General features: G+C 57.3%; 14 protein-coding genes. 11 read left to right on the top strand and 3 right to left on the bottom strand.

Annotated features, from left to right (window positions below):
• Positions 1–51 precede the first annotated feature (51 nt).
• The 4 genes from proY (at position 52) to ACOTX5_RS09790 (ending at position 7,483) form a co-directional block, all read left to right on the top strand.
• Positions 52–1,425 carry a proline-specific permease ProY gene (gene proY / locus ACOTX5_RS09805; protein ID WP_017383160.1) on the top strand — a complete coding sequence of 458 codons (1,374 nt, stop codon included), beginning with the start codon at positions 52–54 and terminating at the stop codon, positions 1,423–1,425.
• Positions 1,426–1,588: 163 nt separating this feature from the next.
• The gene (gene malZ, locus ACOTX5_RS09800) at positions 1,589–3,406 is read left to right on the top strand and encodes a maltodextrin glucosidase (RefSeq protein WP_047727236.1); all 1,818 of its coding nucleotides are present in this window, start codon (positions 1,589–1,591) and stop codon (positions 3,404–3,406) included.
• Positions 3,407–3,497: 91 nt separating this feature from the next.
• Positions 3,498–6,107 carry a DUF2339 domain-containing protein gene (locus ACOTX5_RS09795; RefSeq protein WP_045911117.1) on the top strand — a complete coding sequence of 870 codons (2,610 nt, stop codon included), beginning with the start codon at positions 3,498–3,500 and terminating at the stop codon, positions 6,105–6,107.
• Positions 6,104–7,483 (top strand): DUF3999 domain-containing protein, encoded by a 1,380-nt coding sequence (locus ACOTX5_RS09790; protein ID WP_045911116.1) that lies wholly within the window; start codon positions 6,104–6,106, stop codon positions 7,481–7,483. The genes ACOTX5_RS09795 and ACOTX5_RS09790 overlap by 4 nt, the downstream gene beginning before the upstream one ends.
• Before the next feature lie 49 nt (positions 7,484–7,532).
• Here ACOTX5_RS09790 and ACOTX5_RS09785 read toward each other — a convergent pair whose 3' ends face one another.
• Entirely contained in the window at positions 7,533–8,135 is a 603-nt protein-coding gene (locus tag ACOTX5_RS09785) for a peroxiredoxin C (protein ID WP_003859113.1), read from the bottom strand.
• 127 nt (positions 8,136–8,262) lie between these two features.
• Positions 8,263–8,844 (bottom strand): ACP phosphodiesterase, encoded by a 582-nt coding sequence (gene acpH, locus ACOTX5_RS09780; protein WP_015571305.1) that lies wholly within the window; start codon positions 8,842–8,844, stop codon positions 8,263–8,265.
• A 92-nt stretch (positions 8,845–8,936) separates the two neighbouring features.
• On the opposite strand from acpH, the gene queA reads away from it, so the two are divergent.
• The 7 genes from queA (at position 8,937) to ACOTX5_RS09745 (ending at position 15,594) form a co-directional block, all read left to right on the top strand.
• Positions 8,937–10,007 carry a tRNA preQ1(34) S-adenosylmethionine ribosyltransferase-isomerase QueA gene (gene queA / locus ACOTX5_RS09775; RefSeq protein WP_015571304.1) on the top strand — a complete coding sequence of 357 codons (1,071 nt, stop codon included), beginning with the start codon at positions 8,937–8,939 and terminating at the stop codon, positions 10,005–10,007.
• Between the two features lie 53 nt (positions 10,008–10,060).
• Positions 10,061–11,188: a tRNA guanosine(34) transglycosylase Tgt gene (gene tgt / locus ACOTX5_RS09770; RefSeq protein WP_015571303.1), complete on the top strand. Its 1,128-nt coding sequence runs from the start codon at positions 10,061–10,063 to the stop codon at positions 11,186–11,188.
• A gap of 22 nt (positions 11,189–11,210) precedes the next feature.
• Complete coding sequence (yajC, locus tag ACOTX5_RS09765; RefSeq protein ID WP_003859109.1) at positions 11,211–11,543, top strand: preprotein translocase subunit YajC; 333 nt, start codon at positions 11,211–11,213, stop codon at positions 11,541–11,543.
• Positions 11,544–11,570: 27 nt separating this feature from the next.
• Positions 11,571–13,418, top strand: a complete 1,848-nt coding sequence (secD, locus tag ACOTX5_RS09760) for a protein translocase subunit SecD (protein WP_017383164.1) — start codon at positions 11,571–11,573, stop codon at positions 13,416–13,418.
• A 10-nt stretch (positions 13,419–13,428) separates the two neighbouring features.
• A complete protein-coding gene (secF, locus tag ACOTX5_RS09755) occupies positions 13,429–14,400 on the top strand; it encodes a protein translocase subunit SecF (RefSeq protein WP_003859105.1) in 972 nt (323 codons plus the stop codon).
• Between the two features lie 137 nt (positions 14,401–14,537).
• A complete protein-coding gene (locus ACOTX5_RS09750) occupies positions 14,538–14,903 on the top strand; it encodes a VOC family protein (protein ID WP_017383165.1) in 366 nt (121 codons plus the stop codon).
• 10 nt (positions 14,904–14,913) lie between these two features.
• On the top strand, positions 14,914–15,594 hold the full coding sequence (locus tag ACOTX5_RS09745; protein ID WP_017383166.1) for a helix-turn-helix transcriptional regulator: 681 nt from the start codon (positions 14,914–14,916) through the stop codon (positions 15,592–15,594).
• Positions 15,595–15,682: 88 nt separating this feature from the next.
• Here the strand turns inward: ACOTX5_RS09745 and ACOTX5_RS09740 are convergent, their stop codons facing one another.
• Positions 15,683–16,567, bottom strand: a complete 885-nt coding sequence (locus tag ACOTX5_RS09740; protein WP_032670818.1) for a nucleoside-specific channel-forming protein Tsx — start codon at positions 16,565–16,567, stop codon at positions 15,683–15,685.
• Between the last annotated feature and the right edge of the window lie 72 nt (positions 16,568–16,639).

Below are 16,639 nucleotides of genomic sequence, written 5' to 3'. Positions count from 1 at the left end.
CTTAAGGCCCCGTGGTTTTTTGTTTTTTTCGTGTTGAATGGCAAGATTTTAATGGAAAGCACTAACAAACTTAAACGTGGATTGAGCACCCGCCACATCCGCTTTATGGCGCTGGGCTCGGCTATCGGCACCGGTCTTTTTTATGGCTCGGCAGATGCCATCAAAATGGCCGGTCCAAGCGTTCTGCTGGCCTACATCATCGGCGGCGTGGCGGCCTATATCATCATGCGTGCGCTGGGGGAGATGTCGGTTCACAACCCGTCTGCCAGTTCCTTCTCCCGCTACGCACAAGAAAACTTAGGCCCGCTGGCCGGGTTTATCACCGGCTGGACCTACTGCTTCGAAATCCTGATTGTCGCCATTGCCGATGTGACGGCGTTTGGCATCTATATGGGGGTCTGGTTCCCCGCCGTGCCGCACTGGATCTGGGTACTGAGCGTGGTGCTGATCATCTGCGCCGTTAACCTGATGAGCGTGAAGGTGTTTGGCGAGCTGGAGTTCTGGTTCTCCTTCTTCAAGGTCGCGACCATTATCATCATGATCCTCGCCGGTTTCGGCATCATCATCTGGGGTATCGGCAACGGTGGGCAGCCAACCGGCATCCATAACCTGTGGAGCAACGGCGGCTTCTTCAGCAACGGCTGGCTCGGGATGGTCATGTCGCTCCAGATGGTCATGTTCGCCTATGGCGGTATTGAGATTATCGGCATCACCGCCGGGGAAGCGAAAGATCCGGAGAAGTCCATTCCGCGCGCCATCAACTCGGTGCCGATGCGTATCCTGGTGTTCTACGTGGGCACGTTGTTTGTGATTATGTCCATCTACCCGTGGAACCAGGTGGGCACCAACGGCAGCCCGTTTGTCCTGACTTTCCAGCATATGGGCATTGCGTTTGCCGCCAGCATTCTCAACTTTGTGGTACTGACCGCCTCGCTGTCGGCCATCAACAGTGACGTCTTCGGCGTGGGTCGTATGCTGCACGGCATGGCGGAGCAGGGCAGTGCGCCGAAGGTGTTTGCCAAAACATCGCGTCGCGGCACCCCGTGGGTAACGGTGCTGGTCATGACCGTGGCGCTGCTGTTCTCGGTTTACCTGAATTACATCATGCCGGAGAACGTCTTCCTGGTGATTGCGTCACTGGCGACCTTTGCGACGGTGTGGGTGTGGATCATGATCCTGCTGTCGCAGATTGCGTTCCGTCGCCGCCTGTCGCCAGAAGAGGCCAAAGCGCTGAAGTTTAAAGTGCCGGGCGGCGTGCCAACGACCATTGTCGGTCTCATCTTCCTGGTCTTCATCATTGGCCTGATTGGTTATCACCCGGATACCCGTATTTCCCTGTACGTGGGCTTCGCGTGGATCGTCCTGCTGCTGGTGGGCTGGATGTTTAAATGTCGCCGCGATCGTCAGCTGGCGGAAGCACAGTAAGGTAAAAATGCCGGGTGGCGCTGCGCTTACCCGGCCTACACTCCCTTTTGCCCTGGAAAAAATCTCCTCCTCCGTTCTCCTCCCCCAATAATCCCGAACACGATGAGCTATCTTTAATCACCCTGTGGCAAGGTGACGTCAATTTCATCAAAGGGGATTCGTGATGTTAAACGCCTGGCACCTTCCGGTTGACCCATTTGTTAAGCAAAACAAAGACAACCTTGTGATTACGCTCTGGCTGGCAGGGGACAATCAGCCTGAACGTGTGACCCTGCGCGCCGAAGTGGATAACGAAGAAACGTCGCTGAAAATGCACAAAGTGCGCAGCCAGCCGCAGCCGGGCGTCACGGCGTGGCGGGCAAATATCGATTTGCGCAGCGGGCAGCCGCGTCGCCGCTACGGCTTCAAGCTGCTGTGGAACAACCGGCAGCTGTGGTTTACCCCGCAGGGCTTCAGCCGTTTTCTTCCGGCCCGGCTGGAGCAGTTTGCTGTGGATCACCCGGATAACGGCCCGCAGTGGGTTAACGATCAGGTCTTTTACCAGATTTTCCCGGACCGCTTTGCGCGCAGCGAAAAGCGCAACGCCGATCAGGACAAGGTTTATTACCATCATGCGGTCGGTCACGACATCATTCTGAAAAAATGGGACGAGCCGCTGACCGCCCAGGCGGGGGGATCGACCTTTTACGGCGGCGATCTCGACGGTATCAGCGAAAAACTGCCGTACCTGAAAACGCTCGGCGTCACGGCGCTGTACCTGAACCCGGTGTTTAAAGCGCCAAGCGTGCACAAATACGATACGCAGGATTATCGCCACGTTGACGAGCAGTTTGGCGGTGACGAGGCGCTGCTGCGGCTGCGGCACAACACGCAAAAAGAGGGTATGCGCCTGATCCTTGATGGCGTGTTCAATCACAGCGGTGATTCTCACGCGTGGTTTGACCGTCATAATCAGTCGATGAGCGGCGCATGCCATAATCCGGACTCACCGCAGCGTGACTGGTACAGTTTTGATGAGAATGGCCGCGCCCTGGACTGGCTGGGCTACCCGAGCCTGCCGAAGCTCGATTTCCAGTCGCCATCGCTGGTGAATGAGATCTACGGCGACGACGACAGCATCGTGCGCCACTGGCTGAAAGCGCCGTGGAACATGGACGGCTGGCGGCTGGACGTGGTGCATATGCTGGGTGAATCAGGCGGGGCGCGGAATAACCTTCAACATGTCGCCGCCATTACCCGGTCGGCAAAAGCGGCCCGGTCGGAAGCGTTCGTCTTCGGGGAGCACTTTGGCGACGCGCGTCAGTGGTTGCAGGCTGATGCAGAAGACGCGGCGATGAACTATCGCGGCTTCACCTTCCCGCTGTGGGGTTTCCTCGCTAACACCGATATCTCTTACGATCCGCAGCATATCGACGCCGAAACCTGCATGGCGTGGATGGAAAACTATCGCGCTGGCCTGTCGCATCAGCAGCAGCTGCGGATGTTTAACCAGCTCGACAGCCATGATACCGCGCGCTTTAAATCATTGCTGGGTAAAGATGTGGCGCGTCTGCCGCTGGCGGTGACCTGGCTCTTTACCTGGCCGGGCGTACCCTGCATCTACTATGGCGATGAAGTGGGGCTGGAGGGGAATAACGATCCGTTCTGCCGTAAAACCTTCCCGTGGGAGAGTGAAAAACAGGATCAGGATCTGTTCAGCCTGTACCAGCGTATGGCGACGCTGCGCAGGCAGAGTCAGGCCCTGCGCTACGGGGGCTGTCAGGTGATGTACGCCCACGATAACGTAGTGGTGTTTGTCCGCGTCTATAACCAGCAGCGCGTGCTGGTGGCGATCAACCGGGGCGAGGCGTGTGAAGTGGTGCTGGAAGATTCACCACTGCTGGCCGGTAAAACGTGGAAGATCAAAGAGGGTAAAGCGATGTTCCAGGAGAGCGTGCTCACGCTGCCCGCGATTTCCGCTGCGGTCTGGTTCGGCAGCTAAGCGCAGGCAGAATGGTTTTCACCTTTTAAGATGGCGCAAATGCAACGATTTGTGTCAATCTTAGCGGATCGTTTACGGTGAAGGTGGAAACATGGACGAGCTTTACATCCTTGGCTGTTTGTTCCTGGTTTTTGCGCTGGTCGTGGCACCCGTGCTCGCGGTGATAGGTTTTAACCGAAGCACGGCGGCGCGGCAGGAGATCGCCCGGCTTCGCCAGCGCATTGAGGCGCTTGAGGAGCGCGGTGTCGCTGAGAAAGCGCCGGAGCCGGTGCAGGCCGCCGCGCCGGTGGAGACGCCAGCGTCGGTGGCAGAAGCCGTTACCGCACCTGTCGATCCCTGGCGTCCCGAACCGCCCGTCACTGAAGCAGAACCAGCGCTTGTACCGGCGGCAAAACGGCCTTCCGCCTTTGGCGGCATCCTGTCCTCGCTGACGCGCTGGTTTATGCAAGGCAATCCGCTGGCAAAACTGGGGATTGTACTGCTCTTCCTCGGCCTCTCTTTCCTGCTGCGCTATACCGTTGAACATTCACTGTTTCCGCTTGAGCTGCGTCTTGCCGCCACGGCGCTGTTTGCCATGGTTCTGCTGGCCGGGGGATGGCGGCTGCGGCACAGGCAGCGGATCTACGCGCTGATCCTCCAGGGCGGGGCGACCGGCGTGCTTTATCTGACCGTCTTTGGCGCATTCCGGCTGTGGCAAATGCTGCCGATGACGCTGGCGTTTGCGCTGCTGGTGGTGATTTGCGCGGCGAGCGTCGGGCTGGCCGTGCTGCAAAAGGCACTGAGCCTTGCCATGCTGGCGAGCCTCGGCGGATACCTTGCGCCGCTGCTGTTGTCTACCGGAGGCGGCAGCTTTGTGGCGCTGTTCTCCTTCTATCTCCTGCTTTCCATCGGCATTCTCGCCATCAGCATCTGGCAGCACTGGCGCGAGCTCAACCTGCTCGGGCTGCTCTTCACGTTTGGCGTTGGCGGGGTATGGGGGCTGAGCGACTACCAGCCTGAAGACTATGCTATCTGTCAGCTGTTCCTGATTGCCAATACGCTTATTTTTGGCGTGTTTAGCGTGGCGCTGTCGCTGCGGGCGCAGGAAAAAGGCAAACAGATTATTGACGGCGCACTGCTGTTTGCTCCGCCGCTGATTGGTTTTGGGATGCAGTATGGCATGACGTCTCACTGGACGTACGGCCCGGCGCTCAGCGCGCTGGGCTATGGTGCGTTTTATCTCTCACTGGCGTTTCTCGCACTGCGACGCTATCCGTCTGTCGGGCGGCCACTGGTTATGGCGGCGCTGGCGATCGGCGGCGGGTTTGCCACGCTTGCCATTCCGCTGGCGCTTTCAGCGCGCTGGACGGCGATGGCCTGGGCGCTGGAAGGGCTGGGTATTCTCTGGCTGGGCGTGCAACAGCAGCAGCGGCGCATGAGCTATAGCGGGACGGCGCTGCTGGTGCTGGCGCTCGGCAGCGCGATATGGGCGCAAATGGACGGCGTCACCTCGTTGAGCCTGCTGCTTATTTTCGCAGTGCTCAGTCTTTGCTGGCTTGCTGCGGCCTGGCTGTGGCAGAAAATCGCGCAGCCGGGCAGTTGGGCATTGCTGGGCGGTGGGCTGCTGTTCTGGTTAGTGGCGCAGCTGGGCGCATCTCAGCTGTTCCTGAAGCAGGAGTTATCGGTTCTGGCAGGCGTGCTGGCGCTGACGGCGGCATCGGCCTGGGGATGGCGGCAGGCCGCCGCTCGTCTGGCGTGGCGGGAGCTGGATGCCAGCAAATGGCTGCTGTGGCCGGTGATGCTGCTGATGGTGCTGTATCAGATCTGGCAACAGCAAATCCTGGCGGCCAGCTGGGCAAATCTGGCCTGGGCTATTGCGCTGCCTGCCGCCCTGATGCTGCTGCGGCGCGACGAAGATAAACTTCTGCCGCGTATCTCAATGGGACTGCATCTGTCGCTGGTGTGGATGATTTTACTCGCCATAGCCGCCGAGCTTTACTGGTTTGCCCGCTCCCTGCCGTGGGGCATGGCGGCCTGGGGAAGCGGCATTGCGATGGCTATTGGCGGTGGGGTGATTATGGCGCTCTCCGCGGCCGTACGGCGTCGCGGGTGGCCGTTCCGGGTATGGCCTGCGCTCTACGCCTGCCTTGCCGCGATCCCTGTGGTTGTGGCGCTGGTGGTATTGCTGGTCGTGACCAATTTGCAGGACGGTGTGGTCTATCAACAGACATGGCTGCCGCTGGTGAACCCGCTTGAGGAAGGGGCGGCGTTCGCGCTGCTGGGGCTGGTGGTGTTTTATCGGGAAGTGGATCGCTACTATCCGGCATCGCTTGCGCAGTCCCGTCCGTGGCCCGCCGTTGTGCTGATGGCCCTGGGTTTCTGGTGGCTTAACGGCGCATTGCTGCGCGCGCTGGCGTGGTACGGCGAGGTGGCCTGGAATTGGGAGTCGTTGTGGCATTCGCGGCTTATCCAGACCACCTTTGCCCTGTTCTGGATGTTGTGCGCGCTGGTGGTCATGATCCGCGCCACCCGTCACGCCTCCCGTCAGCAGTGGCTTGGCGGTGCGGCGCTACTGGGGGTGGTCATGCTCAAACTGATGCTGGTGGACAGCGCGGGCGGTGGCGGCCTGGCGCGCGCCGTCGCGTTTATTGGCGTGGCGATCCTGGTCCTGATTGTGGGCTATTTCTCGCCGCTACCGCCTAAAGCAGGAGAAGAAAAATGAAATGGATGAACGCGGTTGTTTGTGCGGCACTGCTGGCCGTGGCCGGTCCGGCATTCTGCGAGGGCGCGCCAGCGGAATCCCCGCGGGATTATGCCTATGGCCTGTCCCTTGATACCTCTGCCTCTTCGCCGTGGTATCGGGTCATGCTGCCGCTGGCGGTTTATCAGCAGAGCACATCGCCCGATCTGCGCGACGTGCGCGTGTTTAATCAGTCGGGCGAGCCGGTACCGTTCAGCCTGGTTACCACGACGCGTCCGCAGCCGGCACCGACCACCACGGCGCTGCGCCTCTTTGCGCTTAACGCCTCGCCGGGCGGAGAAGAGGACAGCGGCGATAAAATTATGCTACGGGCCAGAAACGGCGTGGAAATTGTGCTGGAAGGGCAACACGCGGCGGCTGCCGGACAGCACTATCTGCTGACCCTGCCGGAAAACGCGACGGAGGTTCCGCTCTCTCAGCTCCAGCTTTTCTGGGACACGCCGCAGGGCTCGTGGCAGGGGACGGCATTGGTCTATTACAGCGAGGATCTGAAAAACTGGTATACCCTGCGCGAAGAGATGCCCCTGCTGGACGTGATGAGTGGACAGGATCGCCTGAAGCTCGACCGCATCGATACCGATCTGGTGTTATCGCCTGAGGCGAATCGTTATCTGCTGCTGGTGCTGAACACGGGGCGTTCTGCCCTGACGTTAACCGGCGTCAACGCGATTAACGCGACTGAACAGCCGGAATCTGAGCACATTAGCCTGGCGGGAGAGGGGGAGCGGTTATCCGAAAGCGAAGCCGTGTGGCGCTGGAAACATCCGCAGCCTCTGAGTGCGATCGGCTTCATGCTGAATGGCGACGGTGTTCTCCCGGCAGAAATAGCCTGGCGGGAGGCGGATAAGGATCGGTGGCATACGCTGAAAAAAGAGGTGATCTACCAGCTCGGCGGCAAAACGTCTGAACCTGTTCCGCTCCCTGGCGGGCTGGTCGAGGCGGTAAAAATCAAGACCCTCAATGCGCGTTTGCCTGAGAACCTGCCTGGCGTGACCGGGCAACGCGTGCGCTACGATCTGGTGTTTAACGCGCAGGGGAAGGGGCCGTACCTGCTCGCGTGGGGGAACGGGGCTGCGAAACCGGCGAGCGTGGAGACGGATATGCTGATCCCGACCGAACTGCGTAAAACCTACGATCTGGCAGCCCTGCCGATGGCGGATACGCTGGAACCTGTCCCGCTGGGTGGCGAGGCGCGTTTAACCGCGACGTCTGCGGCTGAGCAGGAAAGCAGAATGAAAACGCTGATGGTCTGGGGCGTACTGATTGCGGGGGTGATGGTGCTTGCGGGTATGGCATGGCGCATCTGGCGCGAGGTAAAAAAAGACGGCGCAGCATAAGCCATAAAAAAACCCGCGTATTCGCGGGTTTTTTGGTAAACCGTGCCGATTACAGGCTGGATACGTTCTCAGACAGGTATTTAGCTACGCCGTCTGGGGAAGCCGCCATACCTTCTTTACCTTTTTCCCACTGAGCCGGGCACACTTCACCATGCTCTTCGTGGAACTGGAGCGCGTCAACCATGCGCAGCATTTCGTCGATGTTACGACCCAGCGGCAGATCGTTCACAACCTGGTGACGAACGATGCCGTTCGCGTCGATCAGGAAAGAACCACGCAGTGCAACGCCAGCGTCCGGATGTTCGATACCGTAAGCCTGCTGGATTTCGCGTTTGATGTCCGCAACCATCGCGTATTTCACTGCACCGATGCCGCCGTTTTCGACAGGGGTGTTACGCCATGCGTTGTGTACAAATTCAGAGTCGAAGGAGACGCCAACCACTTCCACGCCACGCTTCTGGAATTCTTCGTAACGTTTGTCGAACGCGATCAGCTCAGACGGGCAAACGAAAGTGAAGTCCATTGGCCAGAAGAACAGAACGGTCGCTTTACCGTTGGTGTGCTGTTTGAAGTTGAAGTTTTCAACGATTTCACCATTGCCCAGAACGGCGGCAGCTGTAAAATCCGGAGCCGGACGAGTTACCAGAACCATATGATTCTCCTGTAGATACTAAGGTTATTTGGAACGCAACGCGGGCCAGTATAGAGGCAGTACGGGAATAAGACAAAGAGGTGGTAACAATCGTTCCACCAGCTTTTACCTATCAATCGAACCGACTTCACAGTTCTTTATTTTTCGCCTGCGTCATCATACGCGGGTAGAACTGCCAGAAGCGGGTTTCCAGCGCATCATAATGTTCATCCAGGTCATGCCATGAGTCGCGCAGCGCGTCCAGACGCGGTCGACGGCTCGCCATGCCGTTCAGGACGTTCTGAATGAAATCCATCTCGCGGTATCGCTCCAGCCAGCGTTCAGACCAGAGATAGTTATTCAGATTCACAAAGCGCGGCGGGGAGTCCGGCAAAATGATCGACACCTGCGCGTGGGCGTAGCGCACAAACTCAGGCAGCGACATATCAGGCGACAGCCGGGACCAGTGGCGCGACAGGAAATGATCCCACATGACGTCGAGCGTGATCGGCGCCACGCGTCGGGTTTCGGGGCGGAACCAGGCTTTGGCTTCCGTCACTTCCGGCAGGTTATCGGTCAGCACGTCGATGCGGCGGTGCATAAAAATCCCGTCGACAACCTCAGGGGAGTACGCTTCCGCGGGGTTGCCGCGTACAAAATCGGCCAGCAAATTGCCGGAGAGGGAGCTGTCCGCGAGATGAGCGAGATGCAGATGAGCGAGAAAATTCATGCGTTTTCGTTGTCCGGTGGCGGCTAGTTGTTGCAGCAAAAGGGTGTGAGCACTAGACTATGCCGCCTGTTTTTAAGTCACGAGTATACGTCATGCGCGTCGCCGATTTCTCCTTTGAACTACCTGAATCCCTGATTGCTCACTATCCCATGCCTGAGCGTAGCAGCTGTCGCTTGCTGTCACTGGACGGGCCAACGGGCGCGCTGACGCACGGTACTTTCACCGATCTGCTCGACAAGCTCAACCCTGGCGATCTGCTGGTCTTTAACAATACCCGCGTGATCCCGGCGCGTCTGTTTGGCCGTAAAGCCAGCGGCGGTAAGATTGAGGTGCTGGTCGAACGTATGCTCGATGATAAACGTATTCTGGCACATATTCGCGCCTCTAAAGCGCCGAAGCCGGGCGCTGAACTGCTGCTGGGGGATGACGAGAGCATCAAAGCGACCATGACCGCGCGTCACGATGCGCTATTTGAAGTGGAATTCAACGACGAGCGCACGGTGCTCGATATCCTCAACGCCATCGGCCACATGCCGCTGCCGCCGTATATTGAGCGCCCGGACGAAGAGGCCGACCGCGAGCTGTATCAGACCGTCTACAGCCAGAAGCCTGGCGCGGTGGCGGCGCCAACGGCGGGCCTGCACTTTGATGAACCGCTGCTGGAAAAGCTGCGCGCGAAAGGCATTGAGATGGCGTTCGTGACGCTGCACGTCGGCGCGGGGACCTTCCAGCCGGTGCGCGTGGACAGCATCGAAGACCACATCATGCACTCTGAGTATGCCGAAGTGCCACAGGAGGTTGTGGATGCGGTGCTGGCGGCGAAAGCGCGCGGTAATCGCGTCGTGGCCGTCGGTACAACGTCGGTACGTTCCCTTGAGAGCGCTGCGCAGGCCGCGAAAAGCGAGCTGATTGAGCCGTTCTTTGGCGATACGCAGATCTTTATCTACCCGGGCTATCAGTACAAAGTCATTGATGCGCTGGTGACCAACTTCCATCTGCCTGAATCGACGCTGATTATGCTGGTTTCCGCGTTTGCGGGGTATCAGCATACGATGAACGCCTACAAGTCTGCGGTAGAACAAAAATATCGCTTTTTTAGCTACGGTGACGCGATGTTTATCACGTACAATCCGCAGGCTTTGAATGAGCGTGTCGGGGAATAAGTCCGCGGCACCGTATTACAACGTTGGACTGTTTTTCTGACGTCGGAGAAAAAATGAAATTTGAACTCGATACCACCGATGGCCGCGCGCGTCGCGGTCGTCTGGTGTTTGATCGCGGCGTGGTAGAAACCCCCGCGTTTATGCCTGTGGGCACGTACGGCACCGTAAAAGGAATGACGCCGGAAGAAGTTGAAGCCACTGGCGCACAGATTATCCTCGGCAACACCTTCCACCTGTGGCTGCGTCCGGGTCAGGAGATCATGAAGCTCCACGGCGACCTGCACGATTTCATGCAGTGGAAAGGCCCGATCCTCACCGACTCCGGCGGTTTCCAGGTCTTCAGCCTGGGCGATATCCGTAAGATCACTGAGCAGGGCGTACACTTCCGTAACCCGATCAACGGCGATCCAATCTTCCTCGATCCGGAAAAATCCATGGAGATTCAGTACGATCTCGGCTCCGATATCGTAATGATCTTCGACGAATGTACGCCATACCCGGCGGACTGGGACTACGCCAAGCGTTCCATGGAGATGTCCCTGCGTTGGGCGAAGCGTAGCCGCGACCGTTTTGACGCCCTGCAAAACAAAAATGCGCTGTTCGGCATTATTCAGGGCAGCGTTTACGAAGATTTACGCGATATCTCGGTTAAAGGTCTGGTAGAGATAGGCTTTGATGGCTACGCTGTCGGCGGTTTGGCTGTGGGTGAGCCGAAGGAAGACATGCACCGCATTCTGGAGCATGTCTGCCCGCAAATCCCGGCGGATAAACCACGATACCTGATGGGTGTGGGTAAACCAGAAGATCTGGTGGAAGGCGTACGTCGCGGCATTGATATGTTCGACTGCGTTATGCCAACCCGAAACGCGCGTAACGGTCATTTGTTCGTTACCGATGGCGTGGTGAAAATCCGTAACGCGAAGCATAAGAGTGACACCAGCCCGCTCGATTCCGAGTGCGATTGCTATACCTGTCGCAATTATTCTCGCGCGTATCTGCATCATCTCGATCGTTGCAACGAGATTTTGGGGGCGCGTCTCAATACCATTCATAATCTTCGTTATTATCAGCGCTTAATGGCTGGTTTACGTAAGGCTATCGAAGAGGGTAAATTAGAGAGCTTCGTGACCGATTTCTACCAACGTCAGGGGCGGGATGTTCCACCGTTGAACGTTGATTAATTTTAATAATGAGGGAATTTGAATGAGCTTTTTTATTTCTGATGCGGTAGCAGCAACGGGTGCACCAGCGCAGGGCAGCCCGATGTCTCTGATTCTGATGCTGGTTGTGTTCGGTCTGATCTTCTACTTCATGATCCTGCGTCCACAGCAGAAGCGTACTAAAGAGCACAAAAACCTGATGAACTCCATCGCGAAGGGCGATGAAGTCCTGACCAATGGTGGCCTGGTGGGTCGCGTAACCAAAGTAGCGGAAAACGGCTACATTGCTATCGCCCTCAACGACACCACTGAAGTGGTTATCAAACGTGACTTCGTAGCTGCCGTTCTGCCGAAAGGCACCATGAAGGCGCTGTAATCCCAACTTTTCCCAAAGGGAACTGCCGTGTTAAACCGTTATCCTTTGTGGAAGTACATCATGCTGGTCGTCGTGATTATCGTCGGCCTGCTGTACGCGCTTCCCAACCTGTATGGTGAGGATCCGGCCGTTCAAATCACTGGCGCGCGCGGTGTCGCCGCCAGTGAGCAAACGCTGATCCAGGTCCAGAAAACGTTACAAGAAGAAAAAATTACCGCTAAGTCTGTGGCACTGGAAGAGGGCGCAATTCTTGCTCGCTTCGACACCACCGACACGCAGCTCCGCGCACGTGAAGCGCTGATGGGCGTGCTGGGTGATAAGTATGTCGTGGCGCTTAACCTTGCTCCTGCAACCCCACGCTGGCTGGCTGCGCTGAACGCAGAGCCAATGAAACTGGGTCTTGACCTGCGTGGCGGCGTTCACTTCCTGATGGAAGTGGATATGGATACCGCGCTCGGCAAGCTACAGGAACAGAATATCGACAGCCTGCGCAGCGATCTGCGCGATAAGGGCATTCCGTACACCACCGTACGTAAAGAAGATAACTACGGCCTGAGCATCACGTTCCGCGACAGCGCGGCACGCGATCAGGCTGTGACGTATCTGTCTCAGCGTCACCGCGATCTGGTGATCACCTCTCAGGGCAGCAACCAGCTGCGTGCGGTAATGACCGACGCGCGTCTGAGTGAAGCACGTGAATACGCCGTTCAGCAGAACATTAACATTCTGCGTAACCGTGTAAACCAGCTGGGCGTGGCTGAGCCACTGGTACAGCGTCAGGGTGCTGACCGTATCGTGGTCGAACTGCCGGGTATCCAGGATACCGCCCGTGCGAAAGAGATTCTGGGCGCGACGGCGACCCTGGAGTTCCGTCTGGTTAACTCCAATGTCGACCAGGCTGCTGCGGCTTCAGGCCGTGTGCCGGGCGATTCCGAAGTGAAACAGACCCGCGAAGGCCAGCCGGTTGTGCTGTACAAACGCGTGATCCTGACCGGTGACCATATTACCGACTCCACTTCAAGCCAGGATGAGTACAACCAGCCGCAGGTTAACATCTCGCTGGATAGCGCAGGTGGCAACATCATGTCTAACTTCACCAAGGACAACATCGGCAAGCCGATGGCGACCCTGTTCGTGGAGTACAAAGACAGCGGTAAGAAAGACGCCAATGGCCGTGCCGTGCTGGTGAAAGAGGAAGAGGTGATTAACATCGCCAACATCCAGTCTCGTCTGGGTAACAGCTTCCGTATTACCGGTATCAGCAACCCGAACGAAGCGCGTCAGCTCTCTCTGCTGCTGCGTGCCGGTGCGCTGATTGCGCCAATTCAGATTGTTGAAGAACGTACCATCGGTCCAACCCTGGGTATGCAGAACATCAAACAGGGTCTGGAAGCGTGTCTGGCCGGTCTGGCGGTGTCCATCATCTTCATGATCTTCTTCTATAAGAAGTTCGGCCTGATTGCGACCTCCGCGCTGATTGCCAACCTGGTGCTGATCATCGGTATCATGTCCCTGCTGCCGGGGGCGACGCTGACCATGCCGGGGATTGCGGGTATCGTTCTAACCCTTGCGGTGGCGGTCGACGCCAACGTACTGATAAACGAACGTATCAAAGAAGAGCTGAGCAACGGTCGTTCTGTACAGCAGGCGATCGAAGAAGGCTACAAAGGGGCGTTCAGCTCCATCTTCGATGCGAACGTAACAACACTGATTAAGGTTCTTATCCTGTATGCAGTGGGTACTGGCGCGATCAAAGGCTTTGCGATTACTACCGGTATCGGTGTCGCAACGTCGATGTTTACCGCTATTGTCGGCACCCGTGCCATCGTGAACCTGCTGTACGGCGGCAAGCGCGTCAAAAAGCTGTCTATCTGAGGAGTGCGTTGTGGCACAGGAATATACTGTTGAACAATTGAACCACGGCCGTAAAGTCTGGGACTTTATGCGCTGGGACTACTGGGCCTTCGGCATTTCAGGTTTTCTGCTGATCTTGTCCATCGTCATTATGGGCGTGAAAGGCTTTAACTGGGGTCTGGATTTCACCGGTGGTACGGTGATCGAAATTACCCTGGAAAAACCGGTCGATATGGACCAGATGCGTGAGTCTCTGCAAAAAGCGGGCTTTGAAGAGCCGCTGCTACAGAACTTCGGCAGCAGCCGCGACATCATGGTGCGTATGCCGCCGGTACACGATGCCAACGGCAGCCAGGAGCTGGGCAGCAAGGTCGTCCAGGTTATTAACGAAACGACCAGCCAGGATGCAACGGTTAAGCGTATTGAGTTTGTCGGCCCGAGCGTTGGTGCTGACCTGGCGCAGACCGGTGCGATGGCGCTGCTGGTGGCGCTGATCTCGATCCTGATTTACGTCGGTTTCCGCTTTGAGTGGCGACTGGCGGCAGGCGTGGTTATCGCCCTGGCGCACGACGTGGTGATCACCATGGGCATACTGTCTCTGTTCCACATTGAGATTGACCTGACGATTGTGGCATCCCTGATGTCCGTTATCGGTTACTCACTGAACGACAGTATCGTGGTATCTGACCGTATTCGTGAAAACTTCCGTAAGATCCGTCGCGGCACGCCGTACGAAATCTTTAACGTGTCGTTGACCCAGACGTTGCACCGTACGTTGATCACCTCCGGCACCACCCTGATGGTGATCCTGATGCTGTTCCTGTTCGGTGGCCCGGTGCTGGAAGGCTTCTCGCTGACCATGCTGATCGGTGTGTCTATCGGTACGGCCTCGTCTATCTACGTCGCGTCCGCACTGGCGCTGAAGCTGGGCATGAAGCGCGAGCATCTGATCCAGCAGAAAGTCGAGAAAGAAGGGGCGGATCAGCCGTCCATTCTGCCGTAAGAGTCTTATGTAGTATCGAAATCCCGGCCTGTTGGCCGGGATTTTTTTGTCTGCATCTCACAAACACTCCTGACAGTATGCTGTCAGGAGCCCTGTCGTAGACTCCTTCTGAACCCTAACAACAGGCAGGAGGACGTATGAAAAGTGTTATTAACTGGTTTGAAATTCCGGTCGCCGATATGGATCGCGCCATCAAATTTTATGAGTCGGTGATGCAGGTCGCGCTGCGGCGCGAGAAGATGGACGTGGCTGATCTGGCGATTTTCCCACACGAGGATCCGGCCACCGGCGGCGCGCTGGCGAAATTTGACGGCGTTACACCGTCTTCGCAGGGCGCTATTATTTACCTGCATACTGACAATCTGGCGGCCACGCTCGATCGTATTGCTTCTGCGGGCGGTGAGTGCGTGTTTGGCCCGCTGGAACTGCCGCAAGGCATTGGCACTATAGCCCTGTTTACCGACAGCGAAGGTAATCGCGTCGGCCTCCATCAACCGGTATGAGAGTAAACCGATGACCCGACGCGCTGACCGTTTGTTCCAGATTGTGCAGATCCTTCGGGGCAGGCGTCTGACAACGGCAGCGCATCTGGCGGAAAGGCTTGGCGTGTCCGAGCGCACGGTGTACCGCGATATCCGCGACCTGTCGCTTTCCGGCGTGCCGGTGGAAGGCGAGGCGGGAAGCGGATATCGGCTGATGTCGGGTTTTGATTTACCCCCGCTGATGCTGACCAACAAAGAGTCCGAGGCGCTGATGGTGGCGATTCGCCTGCTCAAAACCTGGGGCGGGGAATCGCTGTCGCGCGAGCTGGAGTCGGCCCAGGAAAAAGTGCTGGCGATCCTGCCAGAAGAGAGCCGCCGCAAGGCGGAGCAGACGCGTATATATGCGCCGGATATTGCGCTTCAGCCCCATTCCCGCAGCGGATTTGATGTGATTCATCAGGCGATATCTGCGCAGCGCGTGCTGGCGCTGCATTATCGTGATGAGGCCGGGCAGTTAACCTGGCGTGAGGTGCAGCCGCTTGGGCTGTTCTTCTGGGGGGAGCACTGGCTGCTGGCTGCGTGGTGCGAGCGACGCGATGACTACCGCTGTTTCCGGCTCGACCGATGCCTCAATATTGTGCAGACGGAGAGGCGGTTTAGCGAGAGTGCGGACAGGTCATTGGCAGATTTTTTGCGCAAGGTGAGGCAGTAAAAAGCCGGGGGGCGGCTACGCCTTACCCGGTCTACATTCGGATCGTAGGCCCGGTAAGCGTAGCGCCACCGGGCGGAATCCGCACTGATTAGAAGTTGTAACCCACGACCAGGTAACCACCCCAACCGGTAGAGCGAACGCTGAAGTCGCCGTTGCCAAAGTTCAGGCTGGCGTCGTCGTTCCACTGGCCACCGTTGTGCCAGTAACGCGCAACAACAGAGTAGTGCCAGTGATCGTAGTTCAGCGCCAGGATGTGGCTGGACGCGATGGAGTCGTTAGTGCGCGCTTTTCTGCCGTTCAGGTCGCGGAAATCGTTATCGCCCAGGTCTGAACCCCAGTCAAAGTTGGTGAAGCCGATATAGCTCAGGTTGCCGCCCCACAGTTGGGTAATTGGCACGAAGTATTTCACTTTGAAACGGTAGCCGTCCCACTCGTTCTCGTTCGCGGCGCCGTAGTTCTGCCACTGGTATTTTGCGTAGACGTTCATGGACAGGCTCATCGGCAGGCCAGTCTCAATGTCTGTACCCAGACCCATGTACCAGGTGCTCTGGCGACCGGACTTGTTGCGACCCATGTCGTAGATGTAGTTGTTTGCGAAATACCACTCTTTGAACGGACCAAACGCCAGACTGGTACCGGTCAGTTTATCAATAGAGAAGCGGGGTTCGATCTCCATGAACAGTGGGGAACCGTGGTTCCAGATACCTTTCGCGTCGGTATTACCGCCGAAGAACACCGGTGCGTCCATGTAGCCATAGAAATCAAACCAGTCTTTTTTAGCGAATGCTTCGTACTCGAGGTAGGTATCGTTACGGATCTGCGGTCCGAAACGGGTATGGTAACTGCCTACAACGTTAACGCTCTGATGCCACCAGTCGGAAAGGTATTGTGGTTTGTCGTTTTCCGCTGCGTTAACAGTGAAAGAGGTGGAGAGTGCCAGAACTGCACCGGCTGCGAATAATGTTTTTTTCATAATCATGCCACTGATTGAAATTCCCTTCCGGGAGTGAAAAATGCGCGAATTGCGTTTCTAAATATTTCGTAT

Source organism: Enterobacter cloacae complex sp. IR5441, from assembly GCF_049238215.1.
Classification (GTDB): Bacteria; Pseudomonadota; Gammaproteobacteria; order Enterobacterales; family Enterobacteriaceae; genus Enterobacter; species Enterobacter hormaechei_C.
The sequence above is the reverse complement of the archived record's forward strand: the minus strand, read 5'-3'. Positions and strand labels throughout refer to the sequence as shown.

Excerpts from the sequence above, each read along its gene's own strand:
- proY (WP_017383160.1), top strand. The coding sequence starts at position 52 with ATGGAAAGCACTAACAAACTTAAACGTGGATTGAGCACCCGCCACATC.
- malZ (WP_047727236.1), top strand. The coding sequence starts at position 1,589 with ATGTTAAACGCCTGGCACCTTCCGGTTGACCCATTTGTTAAGCAAAAC.
- ACOTX5_RS09795 (WP_045911117.1), top strand. The coding sequence starts at position 3,498 with ATGGACGAGCTTTACATCCTTGGCTGTTTGTTCCTGGTTTTTGCGCTG.
- ACOTX5_RS09790 (WP_045911116.1), top strand. The coding sequence starts at position 6,104 with ATGAAATGGATGAACGCGGTTGTTTGTGCGGCACTGCTGGCCGTGGCC.
- ACOTX5_RS09785 (WP_003859113.1), bottom strand. The coding sequence starts at position 8,135 with ATGGTTCTGGTAACTCGTCCGGCTCCGGATTTTACAGCTGCCGCCGTT.
- acpH (WP_015571305.1), bottom strand. The coding sequence starts at position 8,844 with ATGAATTTTCTCGCTCATCTGCATCTCGCTCATCTCGCGGACAGCTCC.
- queA (WP_015571304.1), top strand. The coding sequence starts at position 8,937 with ATGCGCGTCGCCGATTTCTCCTTTGAACTACCTGAATCCCTGATTGCT.
- tgt (WP_015571303.1), top strand. The coding sequence starts at position 10,061 with ATGAAATTTGAACTCGATACCACCGATGGCCGCGCGCGTCGCGGTCGT.
- yajC (WP_003859109.1), top strand. The coding sequence starts at position 11,211 with ATGAGCTTTTTTATTTCTGATGCGGTAGCAGCAACGGGTGCACCAGCG.
- ACOTX5_RS09750 (WP_017383165.1), top strand. The coding sequence starts at position 14,538 with ATGAAAAGTGTTATTAACTGGTTTGAAATTCCGGTCGCCGATATGGAT.
- ACOTX5_RS09745 (WP_017383166.1), top strand. The coding sequence starts at position 14,914 with ATGACCCGACGCGCTGACCGTTTGTTCCAGATTGTGCAGATCCTTCGG.
- ACOTX5_RS09740 (WP_032670818.1), bottom strand. The coding sequence starts at position 16,567 with ATGAAAAAAACATTATTCGCAGCCGGTGCAGTTCTGGCACTCTCCACC.